The organism is Ruegeria sp. CJ3 (assembly GCF_056536725.1).
On the sequence record NZ_JBQFQE010000002.1, the window covers coordinates 244,513 to 260,029 of the forward strand.

At 63.7% G+C, this 15,517-nt stretch carries 13 protein-coding genes; 1 reads left to right on the forward strand and 12 read right to left on the reverse strand.

The window, feature by feature from the left end; genetic code table 11:
• Positions 1 to 2: 2 nt before the first annotated feature.
• From murC to ACR0J1_RS04340, 4 genes are all read right to left on the reverse strand, one after another.
• The gene (gene murC, locus ACR0J1_RS04325) at positions 3 to 1,409 is read right to left on the reverse strand and encodes a UDP-N-acetylmuramate--L-alanine ligase (protein ID WP_480730828.1); all 1,407 of its coding nucleotides are present in this window, start codon (positions 1,407 to 1,409) and stop codon (positions 3 to 5) included.
• On the reverse strand, positions 1,406 to 2,497 hold the full coding sequence (locus ACR0J1_RS04330; RefSeq protein WP_480730830.1) for a UDP-N-acetylglucosamine--N-acetylmuramyl-(pentapeptide) pyrophosphoryl-undecaprenol N-acetylglucosamine transferase: 1,092 nt from the start codon (positions 2,495 to 2,497) through the stop codon (positions 1,406 to 1,408). Before ACR0J1_RS04330 ends, murC begins: the two co-directional genes overlap by 4 nt.
• The gene (ftsW, locus tag ACR0J1_RS04335; RefSeq protein WP_480730832.1) at positions 2,497 to 3,660 is read right to left on the reverse strand and encodes a putative lipid II flippase FtsW; all 1,164 of its coding nucleotides are present in this window, start codon (positions 3,658 to 3,660) and stop codon (positions 2,497 to 2,499) included. Before ftsW ends, ACR0J1_RS04330 begins: the two co-directional genes overlap by 1 nt.
• Before the next feature lie 248 nt (positions 3,661 to 3,908).
• Positions 3,909 to 4,958: a Hint domain-containing protein gene (locus tag ACR0J1_RS04340; protein ID WP_480730833.1), complete on the reverse strand. Its 1,050-nt coding sequence runs from the start codon at positions 4,956 to 4,958 to the stop codon at positions 3,909 to 3,911.
• A 190-nt stretch (positions 4,959 to 5,148) separates the two neighbouring features.
• Here ACR0J1_RS04340 and ACR0J1_RS04345 point away from each other — a divergent pair, with 190 nt between their 5' ends.
• A complete protein-coding gene (locus ACR0J1_RS04345; RefSeq protein ID WP_480730835.1) occupies positions 5,149 to 6,327 on the forward strand; it encodes a BaiN/RdsA family NAD(P)/FAD-dependent oxidoreductase in 1,179 nt (392 codons plus the stop codon).
• A gap of 23 nt (positions 6,328 to 6,350) precedes the next feature.
• Here the strand turns inward: ACR0J1_RS04345 and ACR0J1_RS04350 are convergent, their stop codons facing one another.
• The 8 genes from ACR0J1_RS04350 to rsmH all read right to left on the reverse strand — a co-directional run bounded on the left by ACR0J1_RS04350 (position 6,351) and on the right by rsmH (position 15,515).
• On the reverse strand, positions 6,351 to 6,725 hold the full coding sequence (locus ACR0J1_RS04350) for a glycine zipper family protein (protein ID WP_480531257.1): 375 nt from the start codon (positions 6,723 to 6,725) through the stop codon (positions 6,351 to 6,353).
• 111 nt (positions 6,726 to 6,836) lie between these two features.
• Positions 6,837 to 8,231, reverse strand: a complete 1,395-nt coding sequence (gene murD / locus ACR0J1_RS04355; RefSeq protein WP_480730837.1) for a UDP-N-acetylmuramoyl-L-alanine--D-glutamate ligase — start codon at positions 8,229 to 8,231, stop codon at positions 6,837 to 6,839.
• Between the two features lie 148 nt (positions 8,232 to 8,379).
• Positions 8,380 to 9,462, reverse strand: coding sequence for a phospho-N-acetylmuramoyl-pentapeptide-transferase (mraY, locus tag ACR0J1_RS04360; RefSeq protein WP_480730839.1), 1,083 nt, complete (start codon positions 9,460 to 9,462; stop codon positions 8,380 to 8,382).
• 31 nt (positions 9,463 to 9,493) lie between these two features.
• Positions 9,494 to 10,876, reverse strand: coding sequence for a UDP-N-acetylmuramoyl-tripeptide--D-alanyl-D-alanine ligase (locus tag ACR0J1_RS04365; RefSeq protein WP_480730841.1), 1,383 nt, complete (start codon positions 10,874 to 10,876; stop codon positions 9,494 to 9,496).
• Positions 10,873 to 12,354 carry a UDP-N-acetylmuramoyl-L-alanyl-D-glutamate--2,6-diaminopimelate ligase gene (locus ACR0J1_RS04370; RefSeq protein WP_480730843.1) on the reverse strand — a complete coding sequence of 494 codons (1,482 nt, stop codon included), beginning with the start codon at positions 12,352 to 12,354 and terminating at the stop codon, positions 10,873 to 10,875. The genes ACR0J1_RS04365 and ACR0J1_RS04370 overlap by 4 nt, the downstream gene beginning before the upstream one ends.
• 22 nt (positions 12,355 to 12,376) lie before the next feature.
• Positions 12,377 to 14,164 (reverse strand): peptidoglycan D,D-transpeptidase FtsI family protein, encoded by a 1,788-nt coding sequence (locus ACR0J1_RS04375; RefSeq protein WP_480730845.1) that lies wholly within the window; start codon positions 14,162 to 14,164, stop codon positions 12,377 to 12,379.
• A complete protein-coding gene (gene ftsL, locus ACR0J1_RS04380) occupies positions 14,161 to 14,529 on the reverse strand; it encodes a cell division protein FtsL (RefSeq protein WP_480531245.1) in 369 nt (122 codons plus the stop codon). Before ftsL ends, ACR0J1_RS04375 begins: the two co-directional genes overlap by 4 nt.
• Positions 14,526 to 15,515 (reverse strand): 16S rRNA (cytosine(1402)-N(4))-methyltransferase RsmH, encoded by a 990-nt coding sequence (gene rsmH / locus ACR0J1_RS04385; RefSeq protein ID WP_480730847.1) that lies wholly within the window; start codon positions 15,513 to 15,515, stop codon positions 14,526 to 14,528. Before rsmH ends, ftsL begins: the two co-directional genes overlap by 4 nt.
• Between the last annotated feature and the right edge of the window lie 2 nt (positions 15,516 to 15,517).

The window sequence follows — 15,517 nt, forward strand, 5'->3', positions numbered from 1 at the left end:
GACTAGCTGGCCTTTGCCATCAGACGGTCCGGCAGGTCGTTGGCCATGGCGCTGATCGAACCCGCCCCGAGGCAGACGACCATATCCCCCGGACGGGCCTGTTCGCGCACAAGGCGCACAAGGTCGTCATCGCCGAGGATCGCGCGGGCGTGGCGATGACCGTGGCGGATCAGCCCCTCGACCAGATCATCGCGCGAGGCGCCTTCGACCGGGTCCTCTCCGGCGGCGAAAACATCGGTGATGGCGACCACATCGGCGTCGTTGAAACAGGTGCAGAAATCATCGAACAGATCCGAAAGGCGAGTATAGCGGTGCGGTTGGTGGACGGCGATAACGCGGCCGTCAGTCGCCTGACGGGCGGCTTTGAGGACAGCGGCGATTTCAACCGGGTGGTGGCCGTAATCGTCGATAATGGTCACGCCGTTCACCTCGCCCACCTTGGTGAACCGACGGTTGACGCCGCCGAAATTGGCCAGCGCGTCACGGATTTCCGCAGCCTTCATGCCCAGATGGCGGGCTACGGCCACCGCCGACAGCGCGTTCGAGACGTTGTGATCACCGGGCATGGGCAGGGTGCAGCCCTCGATCACCTTGTCCTCATATCTCAGGTGGATATCGAAATGGGCCACGCCGCCCTTATAGGTCAGGTTGTCGGCGCGCACATCGGCCTGCGCGTTGAACCCATAGGTGCGCACGCGGCGGTCGGTGATGCGGCCAACCAGCGCCTGAACCTCGGCATGGTCGGTGCAGCAGACGGCGAGGCCGTAGAAGGGCAGGTTCGACAGGAACTCGTGAAACCCGTCGCGGAGCTGGTCGAAATCGCCCCAATGCTCCATATGCTCGGGGTCGATATTGGTGACGATGGCGATGGTTGCGGGCAGGCGGTTGAACGAGCCGTCGGATTCATCAGCCTCAACCACCATCCATTCGCCCTGCCCCATGCGGGCGTTTGAGCCATAGGCGTGGATAATGCCGCCATTGATCACGGTCGGGTCGAAATCGCCCGCCACCATAAGCTCGGCCATCATAGTGGTGGTGGTGGTCTTGCCGTGGGTTCCGGCAATCGCGATGTTGGATTTCAGGCGCATCAGTTCGGCCAGCATGTCGGCGCGGCGCACCACCGGCAGGCCTTGCGCGCGGGCCTGATCCAGTTCCGGGTTGCCCGGTTTGATCGCGGTCGAGACCACAACGACGGCGGCGTTTTCCAGATTTTCGGCGCGCTGGCCTTCGAAAATTTCAGCCCCGAGCGCGGCAAGCCTGTCGGTGATCTTTGACGCCTTCAGGTCCGATCCCTGCACCCGGTAGCCCAGGTTCAGCAGCACCTCTGCGATGCCCGACATCCCGATCCCGCCGATACCGACAAAGTGGATCGGTCCGACGTCCTGCGGCAGTTTGGTGGCTGGGGTCATGGGGTCTCCTTCTGCGCGAGGTGTTCGACGAGGGCGGTCAGACGCTCGGTCGCATCCGGTGCCCCAACGGACAGCGCGGCATGGGCCATTTTCTGGGCGGCCTCGGGGGTGGTGAGAACCGTGGTGATTTGCTCTGTCAGCGCGGAAACGTCAAGGGCGTTTTCGGGGATCATGATCGCCCCGCCCGCCTGAACCAGCCCGCGCGCATTGGCAGTCTGGTGGTCGCCTGCGGCGGCGGCAAAGGGGATCAGGATCGAGGGCCGTCCAATGACGGAAATATCCGCCACGCTGGAGGCCCCTGAACGCGAGATAACAAGCTGCGCATCGGACATGCGGCGAGGGACATCATCGAAGAAGGGCTGCACATCGGCCTGAATGCCGTGATCGGCGTAGAAGGCTTTGACCCGTTCGCCGTCCTCGTCCCGGGCCTGATGCGAGACGCGGATGAAACCGCGCAGTTGTTCGGGCAGCGCCGCGATGGCCCCTGGCACCATATCACTGAGGATGCGCGCGCCTTGGCTGCCGCCCATCACGAGGACGGACATCGGGTAGTCGCCGGGCGGAATGTAAGGTGCTCCGGCGCGGTCCAGCACGGCGGCGCGGACCGGGTTGCCGGTGTGGACGCCCTTGGCCCCGTCGGGCAGGTCGGTGGGCCAGACGCCGCAGGCCACCTGAGCGACGCGGGTGGCGAAGATCTGGTTCACGCGACCCAGAACCCCGTTCTGTTCATGGATCATGCGCGGGATCTTCAACAGCGTTGCCGCACCCAAAGCGGGGATCGAGGGATAGCCGCCAAAGCCAACCACCACGTCAGGCTTGTCGCGCATCATCTGCGCGGCCATGCCGGTGACGCCCGCCGCGATCTTGGGGCCGACCAACAGTTTGGCCGCCATACCGCCACGCGCGAAGGTGGCCGAAGAGGCCTCGACGATTTCGACGCCTTCGGGGAACGCGCCGGTATAGCGCGCACCGCGCGGGTCGGTGGACAGGCGCACGCGCCAGCCTTTGTGCAGCATCGCCTCGGCCAAAGCCTGCGCCGGGAACATATGGCCCCCGGTGCCACCCGCTGCGATCAGAAGATACGGCATCAGCCTCGCCCACGCAGAATGTCGCCCAGTTCGCCCTGCGGGCGCGAGCGGGTGAAGGCCAGCAACATGCCAACCGCGATGCCGCCTGCGATCAGCGACGAACCGCCATAGCTGACGAAGGGCAGCGTCATGCCCTTGGCGGGCAGCAGGCGCACGGCCACGCCCATGTTGATCATGGCTTGCACACCGAACATGCAGGCCAGCCCGGTTCCGGCCAGACGGATGAACATATCGCGTTCGCGCATCAGCCGCAGCAACGAGCGTACGACGATCAGCGAATAAAGCGCGATGATGATGAGGACGAGGATCAGCCCGTATTCCTCAGCCGCGACGGCAATGATGAAATCCGTATGCGCATCGGGCAGAGACCATTTCACCTGCCCCTCACCTACGCCGACACCGAACAATCCGCCTTCGCGGATGGCGTTGGTGGCGTAGCCAAGCTGCGTGGTGGGGTCTAGTTCCTGATTGAGGAAACCGTCGATGCGGCGGGCGAAGTGTTCGGAATTGGAATAAGCGAACATGCCGCCCAGCACCACGGCTCCGGCCATCCCGAGCAGCAGCAGCATGGGTGCCCCGGCGACGAAATACATCACGCCCCAGCCAAAGAGGATCAGGCAGGCCTGCCCGAAATCGGGCTGCATCACCAGCATCGCGACAATCGCCATGCACAGCGCAAAGGACCATAGCCGCCCCGGCGGGCCGTTGATTTCCTGCGACGCGGCCAGCAGCCATGCAGCGACGACCACAAAGCCGGGCTTCAGAAATTCGGACGGTTGCAGCGAGGCAAAGCCCAGCGAATACCAGCGCACCGCGCCTTTGCCAAAGTCAGTACCAAAGACCGGCAGAAAGGCCAGCGCCACGAACGAGGCCAGAAAGCCCAGGATCGCCAGACGCCGCACCAGCGTCGGCGACATCATCGAGGTCAGCAGCATCGCCACCAGCGCCAGCCCGCCGAACAGCGCCTGACGCTCGACATAGTGGAACGGATCGAACCCGTTGCGCCCGGCCAGCGGCGGCGAGGACGCCAGCCCCAGCAAAAGACCGATGACAAACAGGATCAGAACGCAGGACATCGTCCAGCGATCAATCGTCCGCCACCACTTTGGAAGAATCGGTTCGCCGCGCTGGTCCTGGACCGCGCCATACACCATCTCAGTCATGAGATACCGCCACTATCTGCCTCGTTAACGTCCCGTTTTCGGGATCTATTTGAGAGTCTACAGGTGTTTTTGCGTTCAGGCCAGTGGAATGACGGGGTTTGAACGATTTCTGGGCAGCGCTGATCCGATTGCGGACACCCGCCTTGCTTGCCGCCGATCCTAAGGGTCGGTCATGCGGGCGAACCGCGTGAAACACGAAGATCAACTTCACCCCATAGAGGCTTGATTTCCCTCAGAATGCAGAGGCGTCATTCGGCCAATAGCGGCTTGCCGTTCTTCACATGACGCCGGACCAGCGTGCGAACCTGCCCGCCGCGATCCGGTGTCGGACGCGCAAGTTGCGGTGCGTGGTCGTCCGAGGTGAGCTCGGGGAACAGGGCCTCGATCTCGGCGCGGGCGTCTGCGCCGACGCCTTTCAGGGCCTCGGGGCCGGTATAAAGGCTCTCGGTCGGGGCACCTTCGGCAAAGATCACCTCGTGCCGGTCGAACAGCATGTGGAAATAGGTGACGGCGTTCAAATCAGCCTCTTCGCGCACGCCGGGCAGATCGAGCAGCTTATGCGCGGGAACAAGGACCTCTTGCGCCGAGAACATGCGCACCGCGATGGGCGAGCGCACCAGCATCCGGTGCTGTGGCGAGACACACAGGTCGTTGTGCGGCAGCCCGTCACCCAGTGCGCCGCGGGCGATCCGGATCGGGCGCAGCCTGGGCTTGCCCTGCAGATCAATGCTGTCCAGGTCACGCGACCCGATCCAGCGGATCACCTGCGGACCGTGATCAAGGGTCGTCACCGCGTCCCCGACCGCCAGCGTTTCGACCGCGCGGTGGCCATCTGGCGTTTCAATCCGGGTTCCGGCGACGAAACAGGGCACAACGGTGTCGATATCGATGTCGGGACCGTTGTCGATGATATCGATGATCGTCAGCGTCGTGTTGAGCGGCGGGACGGAGCCATCGATAAAGGCCAGGAAAAAGCCATCTTCGGAATCCACCCCGATCGAGTTGCCATCGCCGTTGATGTCATAGTCAAACAGGCCGATCTGATAGGTGTTGGTGCCATCGGTGACCGAAACGGTGAAATCCCAATAGATGATCTCGTCATCGAACGTCTGGGTCGGGTCGTTGGCGGTTTCGTTCGAGATATCGTCACCGTCGAAGATCGTGCCATCTGCACCGTCTTCGATGGTGATCTGGTTGTAGGCGAAAATCTGGAAGGTCGAACCCGCAACGCTGGACGAGGCCCCGGCATCAGACAGGGTGGAGTCGCTGCGGAATGCACCAAAGATTGTTGTCGGCATCGTGGGGGAACTCCACCAGAATTACAAAACACATGCGTTTTACGCAAAGAACATTAGGAAATGGCTAGGGGCAGCTTGCCTTTCGGTCAAGGGCACCGGCCGGTTTCGTCAGGCGTTGTGGCGCATCCGCACCCTCTTTTGGGGGCCGCTGCCTCTTGCCATCGCGCCCGGAACAGGCCAAGGGCGGGGCATGAGTTACGACACCATCATCCTCGGGGCCGGAGCGGCCGGCATGATGTGCGCGACCCAGTGCGGTGGGCGGGTGCTGGTGATCGATCATGCGAAAGCAGCGGGTGAGAAGATCCGTATCTCGGGTGGTGGGCGGTGCAATTTCACCAATCTGTATGCGGGGCCTGCCAACTTCCTGTCGCAGAACCCGCATTTCTGCAAATCGGCACTGGCACGGTATACGCAGTGGGATTTCATCCATCTGGTTGGTCGCCACGGCATTGCCTGGCACGAGAAAACGCTGGGGCAGTTGTTCTGCAACGGGTCCTCGAAACAGATCATCCAGATGCTGCTGAACGAGATGGCGCAGGCAGGGGCCGAGCTGTGGGTGCAGACCTCGATCCGCGATCTGCGCAAGACCGAGAGCGGCTTTGCGCTGGAGGTTGAGCGTGAGGGCAAGCGCATTCCCTTGACCTGCCGCAATCTGGTGCTGGCCACCGGCGGCAAGTCGATCCCCAAGATGGGGGCGACCGGGCTGGCCTATGATATCGCGCGGCAATTCGGGCTGCGGGTGACCGAGACCCGGGCGGCGCTGGTGCCGTTCACCTTTTCCGAGGGCCGGTTCTGGGACCTCTCGGGCGTGTCCCTGCCCGCGCGGCTGTCGAACGACCGCACCAGTTTTGACGAGGCGCTGCTGTTCACTCATCGCGGCCTGAGCGGGCCTGCGGTGTTGCAACTGTCGTCCTACTGGCGCGAGGGCGAGGCGTTCCGGGTCAATCTGATCCCCGACCTGCCTCTGTTCGACCTGCTGCGTGACCAGCGTCAGGCCGGAGGGCGCAAGGCACTGACCACGGAACTGGCGCGGCATCTGCCTGCGCGGCTGGTCGAATATCTTGGCCAACACATCCCGATGGCGGGCAATCTGGCGGACCAGTCCGACGGGGCGCTGTCCGATCTGGTCGCGGCGCTGTCGGGTTGGGAGCTGACGCCCTCGGGCACCGAAGGATATCGCACCGCCGAGGTGACGCTGGGCGGGATCGACACCGATGATCTGTCGTCAAAAACGATGGAGGCCAGGGATGTCCCCGGCCTCTATGTCATTGGCGAAGCGGTGGATGTCACCGGTTGGCTGGGTGGCTACAATTTCCAGTGGGCGTGGTCTTCGGGCCACGCCGCTGGGTGCGCCATCGGAGGCCGTTAGCCGACACAATTGATCGCACGGCCTTAGCCGACGACGTTGTAGCCACGTCCGCGCATGCAGTTGCGCACGATGACTTCCTTGTTCTGGTTCTTGTTGATCACGTCCGCGCCCGCGCCAACCAGCGCACCGGCAACGGCTGCACGGCCCAGATTGTCGCTACTGTCCTGAACGATACCGGTCACGGCGGCAGCACCGGCCGCCCCAATCGCGGCGTTGCCGGCGGTCGAGCCATCGACGCCGGGTTGCGACGCCGCCAGTTGCTGGCATTGTGCCAGATCGGAGTTGTAGTTCGGACCCACAGGCCCGTCGATCACGGGCTGATAGCTGGCACCGGTATTGGTGCAGGCCCCGGCAGCAAGCAGGGCGGGAACGATCAGCAGAAGTTTACGGTTTGGCATAGTCATGACCTCGTGTTGAATTGCGCAAAGGCAAAAAGCAATGTGCGTGGGACGTCAAGCAGATAGGCCGCAGCTTCGCCGAACCGGCGGGCAATTGCAAATTTCACGCGATCAGAGCCGTTTTTGCACCTCGGCCACGAAATCATCGCCGCGCTGTTCGAAATTGTCATACTGGTCGAAACTGGCCGCGGCCGGGGCCAGCAGGACGGTTTCGCCCGGTTGTGCGTCGGCCATGGCCTGTTCGACGGCCGCGGCCATGGTGGTGCAGACCTGCGCCTGAGGCTCAAGCTGCATGGCAAACCCGGCAGCCTCGCGCCCGATGACATAGGCCTTGATCACGTGGTCGGCGGCGGCGTTCAGGGCGTCCAGCCCGCCCTCTTTTTCCAACCCGCCGCAGATCCAGCGGATCTGCTTGAACGCGCTCAGCGCTTTCAGGGCGCTGTCGACATTGGTGGCTTTGGAGTCGTTCACATAGGTCACGCCATCCGCCTCGGCGATGATCTGGCTGCGATGCGGCAGGCCGGGGAAGGAGTGCAGCGCATCCTCGATCACCCGGGGCGCGAGGCCCAGCGAGCGGCAGGCAGCATAGGCGGCGCAGGCGTTCTGGTGGTTATGCGTGCCGGGCAGGCCCCTGATGCCGCGCAGATCGATGGAGCCCGCCTGACGACCCTTGCGGTATTCCGCGAGGTACCCCTTGCGCGCAAAGACCTGCCAGCCCGGCCCGGTCAGCTTGCGCGCCACCGAGACGCGGATCACCCGGTCGTCCGTCGGGCCTTCGGCCAGTTGACCCGCAAGAAACGCGCCCTCGGCCTCGTCAATGCCGATCACCGCGCGATCCGGCCCGCCCTCGGCGAACAGGCGGCGCTTGGCGGCGAAATAGCCGCCCATGCCGCCATGCCGATCCAGATGATCTGGTGTGAGGTTGGTGAACACCGCCACATCCGGGGTCAGCGCCCGGGCCAGTTCGGTCTGATAGCTGGAAAGCTCCAGCACCACGACCGAACCATCACCGCCCGGATCGATATCCAGAACGCCCCGCCCGATATTGCCCGCCAGTTGCGAGTCGCGCCCCGCCTCGGTCAGGATATGGTGGATCAGCGCGGCGGTGGTGGATTTGCCGTTCGAGCCGGTCACCGCGATGACCCGTGGCGGAGTGTCGTAATTGTTCCACTCGGGCCCCGCGAAAGAGCGGAAGAACAACCCGATATCATTGTCCACCGGCACGCCCGCCTCCAACGCGGCGGCCACAACGGGGTTTGGTGTCGGATAAAGGTGCGGGATACCCGGGGAAACGATCAGCGCGGCGATCGCGTCAAACGCCCCGTGACGGCGCAGATCGGCGCAGGTGAAGCCTTCATCCTCGGCAGCCTCACGCGCGGCGGGGTTGTCATCCCAACAGACCGGCTCGGCCCCACCTGCGCGCAGCGCCCGCGCGGTGGTCAGACCCGACCGCCCCAGCCCCAGAACCGCTACTTTCTGTCCTGAAAACCCTTTGACCGGGATCATGCTGCCCACCTTCATCGTCTAGAAATCAGCGCCACCCTGCACCGAAGGATTTGCCAAAGGCAAGGGCGCGTTCAGGCTCGCGCGGCAGCGCGAGCCGGGCCCAACGGGTGGCAGGGGGGCCGCAGGCCCTCCGAACCCGGCGGGAGCGTTACCGAACCTTCAGCGTCGCCAGCCCGATCATCGCGAGGATCAGAGAGATGATCCAGAAGCGGATGACGATGGTGGGCTCGGCCCAGCCCTTTTTCTCATAGTGGTGATGGATCGGGGCCATCAGGAACACCCGCCGCCCGGTGCGCTTGAAATAGAGCACCTGAATGATCACGCTCAGCGCTTCGACCACAAACAGGCCGCCGACCACGGCCAGAACCAGCTCGTGCTTGGTGGCCACGGCGATGGCTCCCAGCGCGCCGCCCAGGGCCAGCGATCCGGTGTCACCCATGAACACCGCTGCCGGAGGGGCGTTGTACCACAGGAAGCCCAGACCTCCGCCGAACAAAGCAGCCGTAAAGATCAGGATTTCCCCGGTGCCGGGCACGTAATGGACGTCGAGGTATTCCGTAAAGTCGACCCGCCCCACAGCATAGGCGATCACGCCAAGGGTCGAGGCCGCGATCATTGCAGGCATGATGGCCAACCCGTCCAGCCCATCGGTCAGGTTCACCGCATTCGCGGCCCCCACGATCACGATCACCGCGAAGGGGATGTAGAACAGGCCCAGATTGACCAGCGTATCCTTGAACACGGGCAGCGCCAGTTGGTTCTGCAAATCCGCCGGGTGGTGCAGCGTCGCCCAGAGCGAGGCCAGAACAGCGATGATGATCCCCAGCGCCAGCCGCATCTTGCCCGACACGCCCTTGGTGTTCTGCTTCGAGACCTTGGCATAATCGTCGGCAAAGCCGATGGCCGCATAGGCCAGTGTCACGAACAGCACCATCCAGACATAAGGGTTATCCCAGCGCGCCCAGACCAGTGTCGAGGTCACCAGCGCGCCCACGATCAGCAGCCCGCCCATGGTGGGCGTTCCGGCCTTCGAGAAATGCGCCTCGGGGCCGTCATCGCGGATCGGCTGGCCCTTGCCCTGCTTGCGGCGCAGCACGTTGATCAGGGGTTTACCGAACAGGAACCCAAAGATCAGCGCGGTCAGAAAGGCGCCCCCTGCGCGGAAGGTGATATAGCGGAAGAGGTTCCAGAAATCGCCTCCGTCCGACAGGGCGGTTAACCAATAAAGCATACCAATACCTTTCTTACGCACCGGGCATGGATCACGCGCGCACTTGCCCCATTTTCCGCAGACCGTCAACAATCTGCGCCAATGCCATGCTGAGCGAGCCCTTTGCCAGCACCGCATCGCCATCGCGGATGAGTTCGGGCAGACGGGCAGCCATCTCAGCGCTGGTTTCGGTCCAGAGCCCGCGTTTGTTTTCCGGCAGAGCCCTATGCAGCGCCTGCATCAGCGGGCCGATGCAGTGCACCTGATCGACCTGCGCCATCGCAGCGACATCCGCCATCGCGGCATGCATCGCCTGTTCCTGCGTACCCAGTTCCTTCATATCGCCCAGAAACGCGATCTTGCGTTTGCCTTGGGATGCGGCCAGCACGTCCAAAGCGGCCTCCATCGAGGTGGGGTTGGCGTTATAGCTGTCGTCCAGCAGTTCGATCTGACCCTCGGACAGCGCGATCACTTCACGCACGCCGCGCCCCTTGACCGGAGACCAGCGGCGCAGGCCCGCGATGGCCTGATCCAGATCGACGCCCATCTCGACACACGCCGCCAGAGCGCCCAGTGCGTTCATGGCGAAATGGGTCCCCGCGGATTGCACGTCGTATTGGATGGCTTTGCCGCCAACATTTGCCTTTGCCTGCAGGTTGTCCGGCCCCTGCTCCACCTTGGTCAGGGCATAGTTCCCTGCACTGCGGCCGAACTCGACGATCTTCGCGCCTTTAGCTCGAGCGCAGTCGCGCAAGATGTCGGCGTGGTCGATATCGGCGTTGACGATGGCCGCTCCGCCCGTTGTCAGCCCGTCGAAGATCGCGGCCTTTTCGTGGGCGATGCCCGCGACGTTCTCGAACGCTTCCAGATGCACCGCCGCGACGGTCGTCACCAGCGCCACATGCGGCTGCGCCTGACGGGCCAGAGGGGCGATTTCTCCGGGGTGATTCATGCCGATCTCGATCACGGCGAATTCGGTGTCGCGGGGCATCCGGGCCAGCGTCAGGGGCACACCCCAATGGTTGTTATAGCTGGCGACGCTGGCATGGGTTTTGCCTTGGGTTTCCAGAATACTGGCCAGCATTTCCTTGGTCGAGGTTTTGCCGACGCTGCCGGTCACGCCCACCACGCGCGCATTCGTACGGACGCGGGCGGCCTGCCCCAGCGACTCGAGCCCTTGCAGCACATCATCCACGATCAGAAGCGGCGCATCCTCGGGCACACCTTCGGGGATGCGGGAGACCAGCACGGCCCCTGCGCCTTTCTCCAGCGCCTGCGCCACGAAATCATGACCATCGCGGGCGGCTTTGAGCGCCACGAACAGGTCGCCGGTTTGCAATGTACGAGTGTCGATGGAGACTCCGTTGACCTGCCAATCACTGGTGGCGCGGCCCTTGGTGGCCTCGGCGGCCTCGGCTGCGGTCCAGAGCGTCATGCGACCCTCCCGTCCAGTGCAGCGACCGAGATGCTGGCCTGCTCAACATCGTCAAAAGGCAGCACCTGATCACCGACGATCTGACCGGTTTCATGGCCTTTGCCCGCGATCAGCAGCGCGTCGCCGGGTTGCAGGGCGTCGATGCCGCGCAGGATGGCCTCGGCGCGGTCGCCCACTTCGGTGGCCTCGGGCGCGCCCAGCATGACGGCGGCGCGGATGGTGGCCGGGTCTTCGCTGCGGGGGTTGTCATCCGTGACAAAGACCAGATCGGCGTTTTCTGCTGCCGCCTGCCCCATGAGTGGTCGTTTGGTGGCGTCACGGTCGCCGCCCGCGCCGACGATGGCGATCAGACGGCCCATCACATGCGGGCGCATCGCCTTCAGCGCGGTCGCGACGGCGTCGGGTGTGTGGGCATAATCAACAAACACCGCCGCGCCGTTTTCGCGCGTCGCGGCCAACTGCATCCGGCCCCGGACGGTGGTCAGATGCGGCAGGGTTTCGAACACGCGGTCGGGGTCTTCTCCGGCGGCGATGACCAGACCGCAGGCCAGCAGGACGTTTTCGGCCTGAAACCCGCCGATCAGGTTGAGGCGGGTTTGATGAACCTTGCCCTTCCACGAAAAGCGCAGGTCCTGCCCAGTGGCGTCAAAGCGTTGATTCAGAAGGCAAAGATCGGCACCCTCGGGGCCGACGGTGATGATGTTCTGCCCGCGCGCCTCGGCGATTTGGCGCACTTGCGCACCCTTGGGATCGCTGAGGTTGATCACCGCGACGCCGTCCTCGGGCAGCACCCGGTCGAACAGGCCGGCTTTGGCGGCGAAATAGGCCTCGAACGTGTCGTGATAGTCCAGATGATCCTGCGTGAAGTTAGAGAACCCGGCGGCGGCCAGATGCACCCCGTCCAGACGGCGCTGTTCAAGGCCGTGGGACGAGGCCTCCATCGCCGCGTGGGTCACGCCATTCTGCGCGGCCTCGGCCAGACAGCGGTGCAGCGTGATCGGTTCGGGCGTGGTGTGGGCCAGCGGGGCGGTCCATGCGCCCTCGACCCCTGTGGTGCCGAGGTTGACTGCGGCAAGGTCCAGTTCCGTCCAGATTTGACGCACGAAGCTGGCGACGGATGTTTTGCCGTTGGTGCCGGTGACCGCCACGATGGTCTGTGGTTGCGCACCGAACCACAGGGCGGCGGCTCCTGCCAGTGCCTGACGCGGGTCTTGGGTGACGATCAGGGCGGCGTCCGAGGCGGCCAGTTCTTGGGCGGCAATCTCAGCCCCTTGTGCGTCGGTCAGGATCGCGGCGGCACCCATGCGCAGGGCGTATTGGATGAACTCTCCGCCGTGGACGCGGGTGCCGGGAAGGGCCGCGAAGAGATAGCCATCCTTGACCTCGCGGCTATCGACCGCCAGTCCGGTGACGTCAGGATTCGCCCCGCCCCGTGCGGTCAGGGCCAGTTCGCTGAGTTTCTTTGACGTTGCGCCCATGACCCACCTTTCGCCGGACAGCCTAATTTGAGGTCAGCGTTATAGCAGCGCGCGCCTCAGGCTCAAGCCGGGGTCTGAGGCCCAAAAGCGGCGCAATGCGCGCGATCAGTTCGGCGGCGACGGGAACGGCGGTCCAACCCGCGGTGCGGCGCTTTTCGCCATAGGCGACGATGGACGGTTCATCCAGCGTAACAATCAGCACATATTTCGGATCGTAGGCCGGAAAGATGGTGGCGAAGGTGGCGATCACCTTGTCATCATAGTAGCCTCCGCGCGGCTTGGGCTTGTCGGCGGTGCCGGTCTTGCCTGCGACATCATAGCCCGCCACGTCACCAAAGCTGGCGGTGCCATCGGTGACCACCTTGCGCAGCATGTTCTGCGCCTGCTTGGCGGTGTTTTCGGACATCACGCGGGGGCCGTATTGCGGACCGTTGCGGCGCAGGATGGTCGGGCTGACGTAGTGCCCGCCATTGGCAATTGCGGCATACCCGGCAGCCAGATGCATCGGGCTGGTCGACAGGCCATGGCCGTAGGAGATGGTCACGGTGCTCAGCTCACCCCATTTCTTGGGCTTGAGCGGTTGACCACCCTTGGCCTCGACAATCTCGAACGGGGTCGGGTCGAACATGCCCAGCGCGTTCAGGAAATCTTGTTGCCGCTGCGCGCCGATCTGCAGCGCTAGCCGCCCGGTACCCCGGTTCGAGCTGTGGACGATCACATCAGCCACGCTGATCTCGCCATAGTTCTTGCCGTTGAATTCACCGATTGGGAAGCGACCGATCTTCATCGGGCCAGAGGTGTCGATGATTGTGTTGGAATTCACCAAGCCAAGCTGCACGGCCTGCGCGGCGGTGAAGATTTTGAACACCGAACCGAGTTCATACACGCCCTGCACATAGCGGTTGAACAGCGGGCTGTCCGAGGGATCGAAGCCCGAGGTCGGAGGGCGCGGGCGGTCATTGGGATCAAAAGACGGCAGGGAGGCAGCCGAGACAACTTCGCCGGTATGCGCGTTCATCAGAACGGCCGAGGCGCCCTTGGCATTCATGATCTTCATGCCGCCATAAAGCACCTGCTCGACGGCGGCCTGAACGGTCAGGTCCAGCGACAGTTGCAGCGGCTTGTTGCCATTGGCCGGGTCGCGCAGATAGTCGTCGAACTGTTTCTCGACACCTGCCACGCCGATCACCTCGGCCGCGCTGACGCCTTCGCGGCCAAAGCCCGAGCCGCCCAGAATATGCGCAGCCAGCTTGCCATTCGGATAGAGGCGCATTTCACGGGGGCCGAACAGGATGCCCGGATCGCCGATATCATGCACGGCCTGCTTCTGCTCGGGCGAGATGCGTTTCTTGATCCACAGGAACTTGCGCTTGCCGGTAAAGTCTTTGACCAGACGCTCTTTTTCCAGATCGGGGAAGATCGCGACCAGTTGATCCGCAGCCGCAATCGGGTCGATCATCAGGGGCGGCTGGGCGTAAACGGAATAGGTGTCCAGATTGGTCGCCAGAATGCGGCCCTCACGATCAACGATATTGCCACGCTGCATCGCAATCGAGGCGCCGGGCGCATTGGCCAGCGGCTCCTGCGCCTCGGAGGTCGCCAGAACGCCCATGCGGAAGCCCACGACCGAGAAGGCGCAGAAGAAGAACAGGCCCAGCACCAGCAGGCGACCCTCGGCCCGGGCGCGGGCGCGGTCTTTCATGTCTTCGTGGCGTTTGCGGATGTTTTCGCGCTCAATCGCCTTGGGGTTTTCGCCTTTGGCGCGGGCGTCGAGAATGCGGGCCAGTGGGCGGAGCGGTGTGCGGGTCATGGGACTTGCACCTCCACCAGCGCCTGAACGTCGGTGATGTCCTGCAGTTCAAGCGGGTCGACGATGGGCAGGTCGGGGTCCTCGCCATAGCTGATCTGGTCGGCACGGCCAAATTGCTCGGCCCGCAGGGGCAGCAGGCCGAGACGTTCGAAATTCAGATCGGCCAGCTCGCGCAGACGGTCGGGCCGGTTCAGATAGGCCCATTCGGCATTCAGCACCGCCAGCCGCGCCTGCGCTTCACCAATCTGACCCTGCAGCGATTGGGTTTCTTTCAGCACCTGCTGCGTTCGGTAGTTTTCCTGATAAGCCCACAGCGCCAGCCCAAAGACAGACAGGGCCGTCAACACATACAATATACTCTTCATCTTCCCCGTCCCCCCAGTTGCGGCATCCCGATGGCGCGGGCCTCAATTTCCCCCGCCGGAGCCTCAGTGCGTATCCCCACGCGCAGCTTGGCCGAGCGCGCGCGCGGGTTTTCCTGCAATTCCTGATCGTCGGGACCCACCGCCTTGCGGGTCTTGAGCGTGAATTGCGGCAGTTCCTGTTCCATCTCGGGCGCATAGCGGTTGGCGCGGCCCGTCTTGCCCGCGCGCGATTGAAAGAACCGTTTGACCATCCGATCCTCGATGGAGTGGAAGGTCACAACGGCCAACTGCCCGCCGGGCTTCAAAGCACGTTCGGCGGCCATAAGACCCTGAAACAATTCTTCATATTCGGCATTCACCGCGATCCGCAGCCCCTGAAAGCTGCGCGTTGCCGGGTGCGATTGCCCCGGCTTCGGGCGCGGAAGGCAGGATTCTATGATCTCAGCCAAACGCAGAGTCGTGGTGATCGGTTCCTCGGCCCGCGCCGTGACGATGGCCTTGGCAATGCGACGGCTGGCGCGTTCTTCACCGAAATGAAACAGGATATCGGCCAGTTGCGCCTCGGTCGCGGTATTCACCAGATCGGCAGCGCTTTCGCCTTCCTGGCTCATGCGCATGTCCAGCGGGCCGTCTTTCATGAAGGAAAAGCCGCGCTCGGCCTGATCCAACTGCATGGAAGAGACGCCAAGGTCCAGCACCACGCCATCCAGATCTTGCGCATATTCATCCATGCGCGAGAACACCCCCTGCTGCATCACCAATCGGTCACCATAATCCCCGGGCCAATCGGCGGCCATTTCAAAGGCCAGAGGGTCGCGATCCACGCCGATGACCTTCTCGGCCCCCGCCTCTAGCAGGCCTCGCGTATAGCCACCCGCGCCGAATGTGCCGTCCAGCCAGACGCCAGACACAGGTGCCACGGCAGCCAGCAATGGGCGCAAGAGAACAGGGATGTGAGGGTTCGATGAGGTCTGAGCGCCGGCCATGC

Bases quoted from the DNA above. Each gene is read 5' to 3' on its own strand.
- ACR0J1_RS04375 (WP_480730845.1), bottom strand. From the start codon at position 14,164: ATGACCCGCACACCGCTCCGCCCACTGGCCCGCATTCTCGACGCCCGC.
- murC (WP_480730828.1), bottom strand. From the start codon at position 1,409: ATGACCCCAGCCACCAAACTGCCGCAGGACGTCGGACCGATCCACTTT.
- ACR0J1_RS04330 (WP_480730830.1), bottom strand. From the start codon at position 2,497: ATGCCGTATCTTCTGATCGCAGCGGGTGGCACCGGGGGCCATATGTTC.
- ACR0J1_RS04365 (WP_480730841.1), bottom strand. From the start codon at position 10,876: ATGACGCTCTGGACCGCAGCCGAGGCCGCCGAGGCCACCAAGGGCCGC.
- ACR0J1_RS04350 (WP_480531257.1), bottom strand. From the start codon at position 6,725: ATGCCAAACCGTAAACTTCTGCTGATCGTTCCCGCCCTGCTTGCTGCC.
- ftsW (WP_480730832.1), bottom strand. From the start codon at position 3,660: ATGACTGAGATGGTGTATGGCGCGGTCCAGGACCAGCGCGGCGAACCG.
- ACR0J1_RS04370 (WP_480730843.1), bottom strand. From the start codon at position 12,354: ATGGGCGCAACGTCAAAGAAACTCAGCGAACTGGCCCTGACCGCACGG.
- ACR0J1_RS04345 (WP_480730835.1), top strand. From the start codon at position 5,149: ATGAGTTACGACACCATCATCCTCGGGGCCGGAGCGGCCGGCATGATG.
- mraY (WP_480730839.1), bottom strand. From the start codon at position 9,462: ATGCTTTATTGGTTAACCGCCCTGTCGGACGGAGGCGATTTCTGGAAC.
- ACR0J1_RS04340 (WP_480730833.1), bottom strand. From the start codon at position 4,958: ATGCCGACAACAATCTTTGGTGCATTCCGCAGCGACTCCACCCTGTCT.
- ftsL (WP_480531245.1), bottom strand. From the start codon at position 14,529: ATGAAGAGTATATTGTATGTGTTGACGGCCCTGTCTGTCTTTGGGCTG.
- rsmH (WP_480730847.1), bottom strand. From the start codon at position 15,515: ATGGCCGGCGCTCAGACCTCATCGAACCCTCACATCCCTGTTCTCTTG.
- murD (WP_480730837.1), bottom strand. From the start codon at position 8,231: ATGATCCCGGTCAAAGGGTTTTCAGGACAGAAAGTAGCGGTTCTGGGG.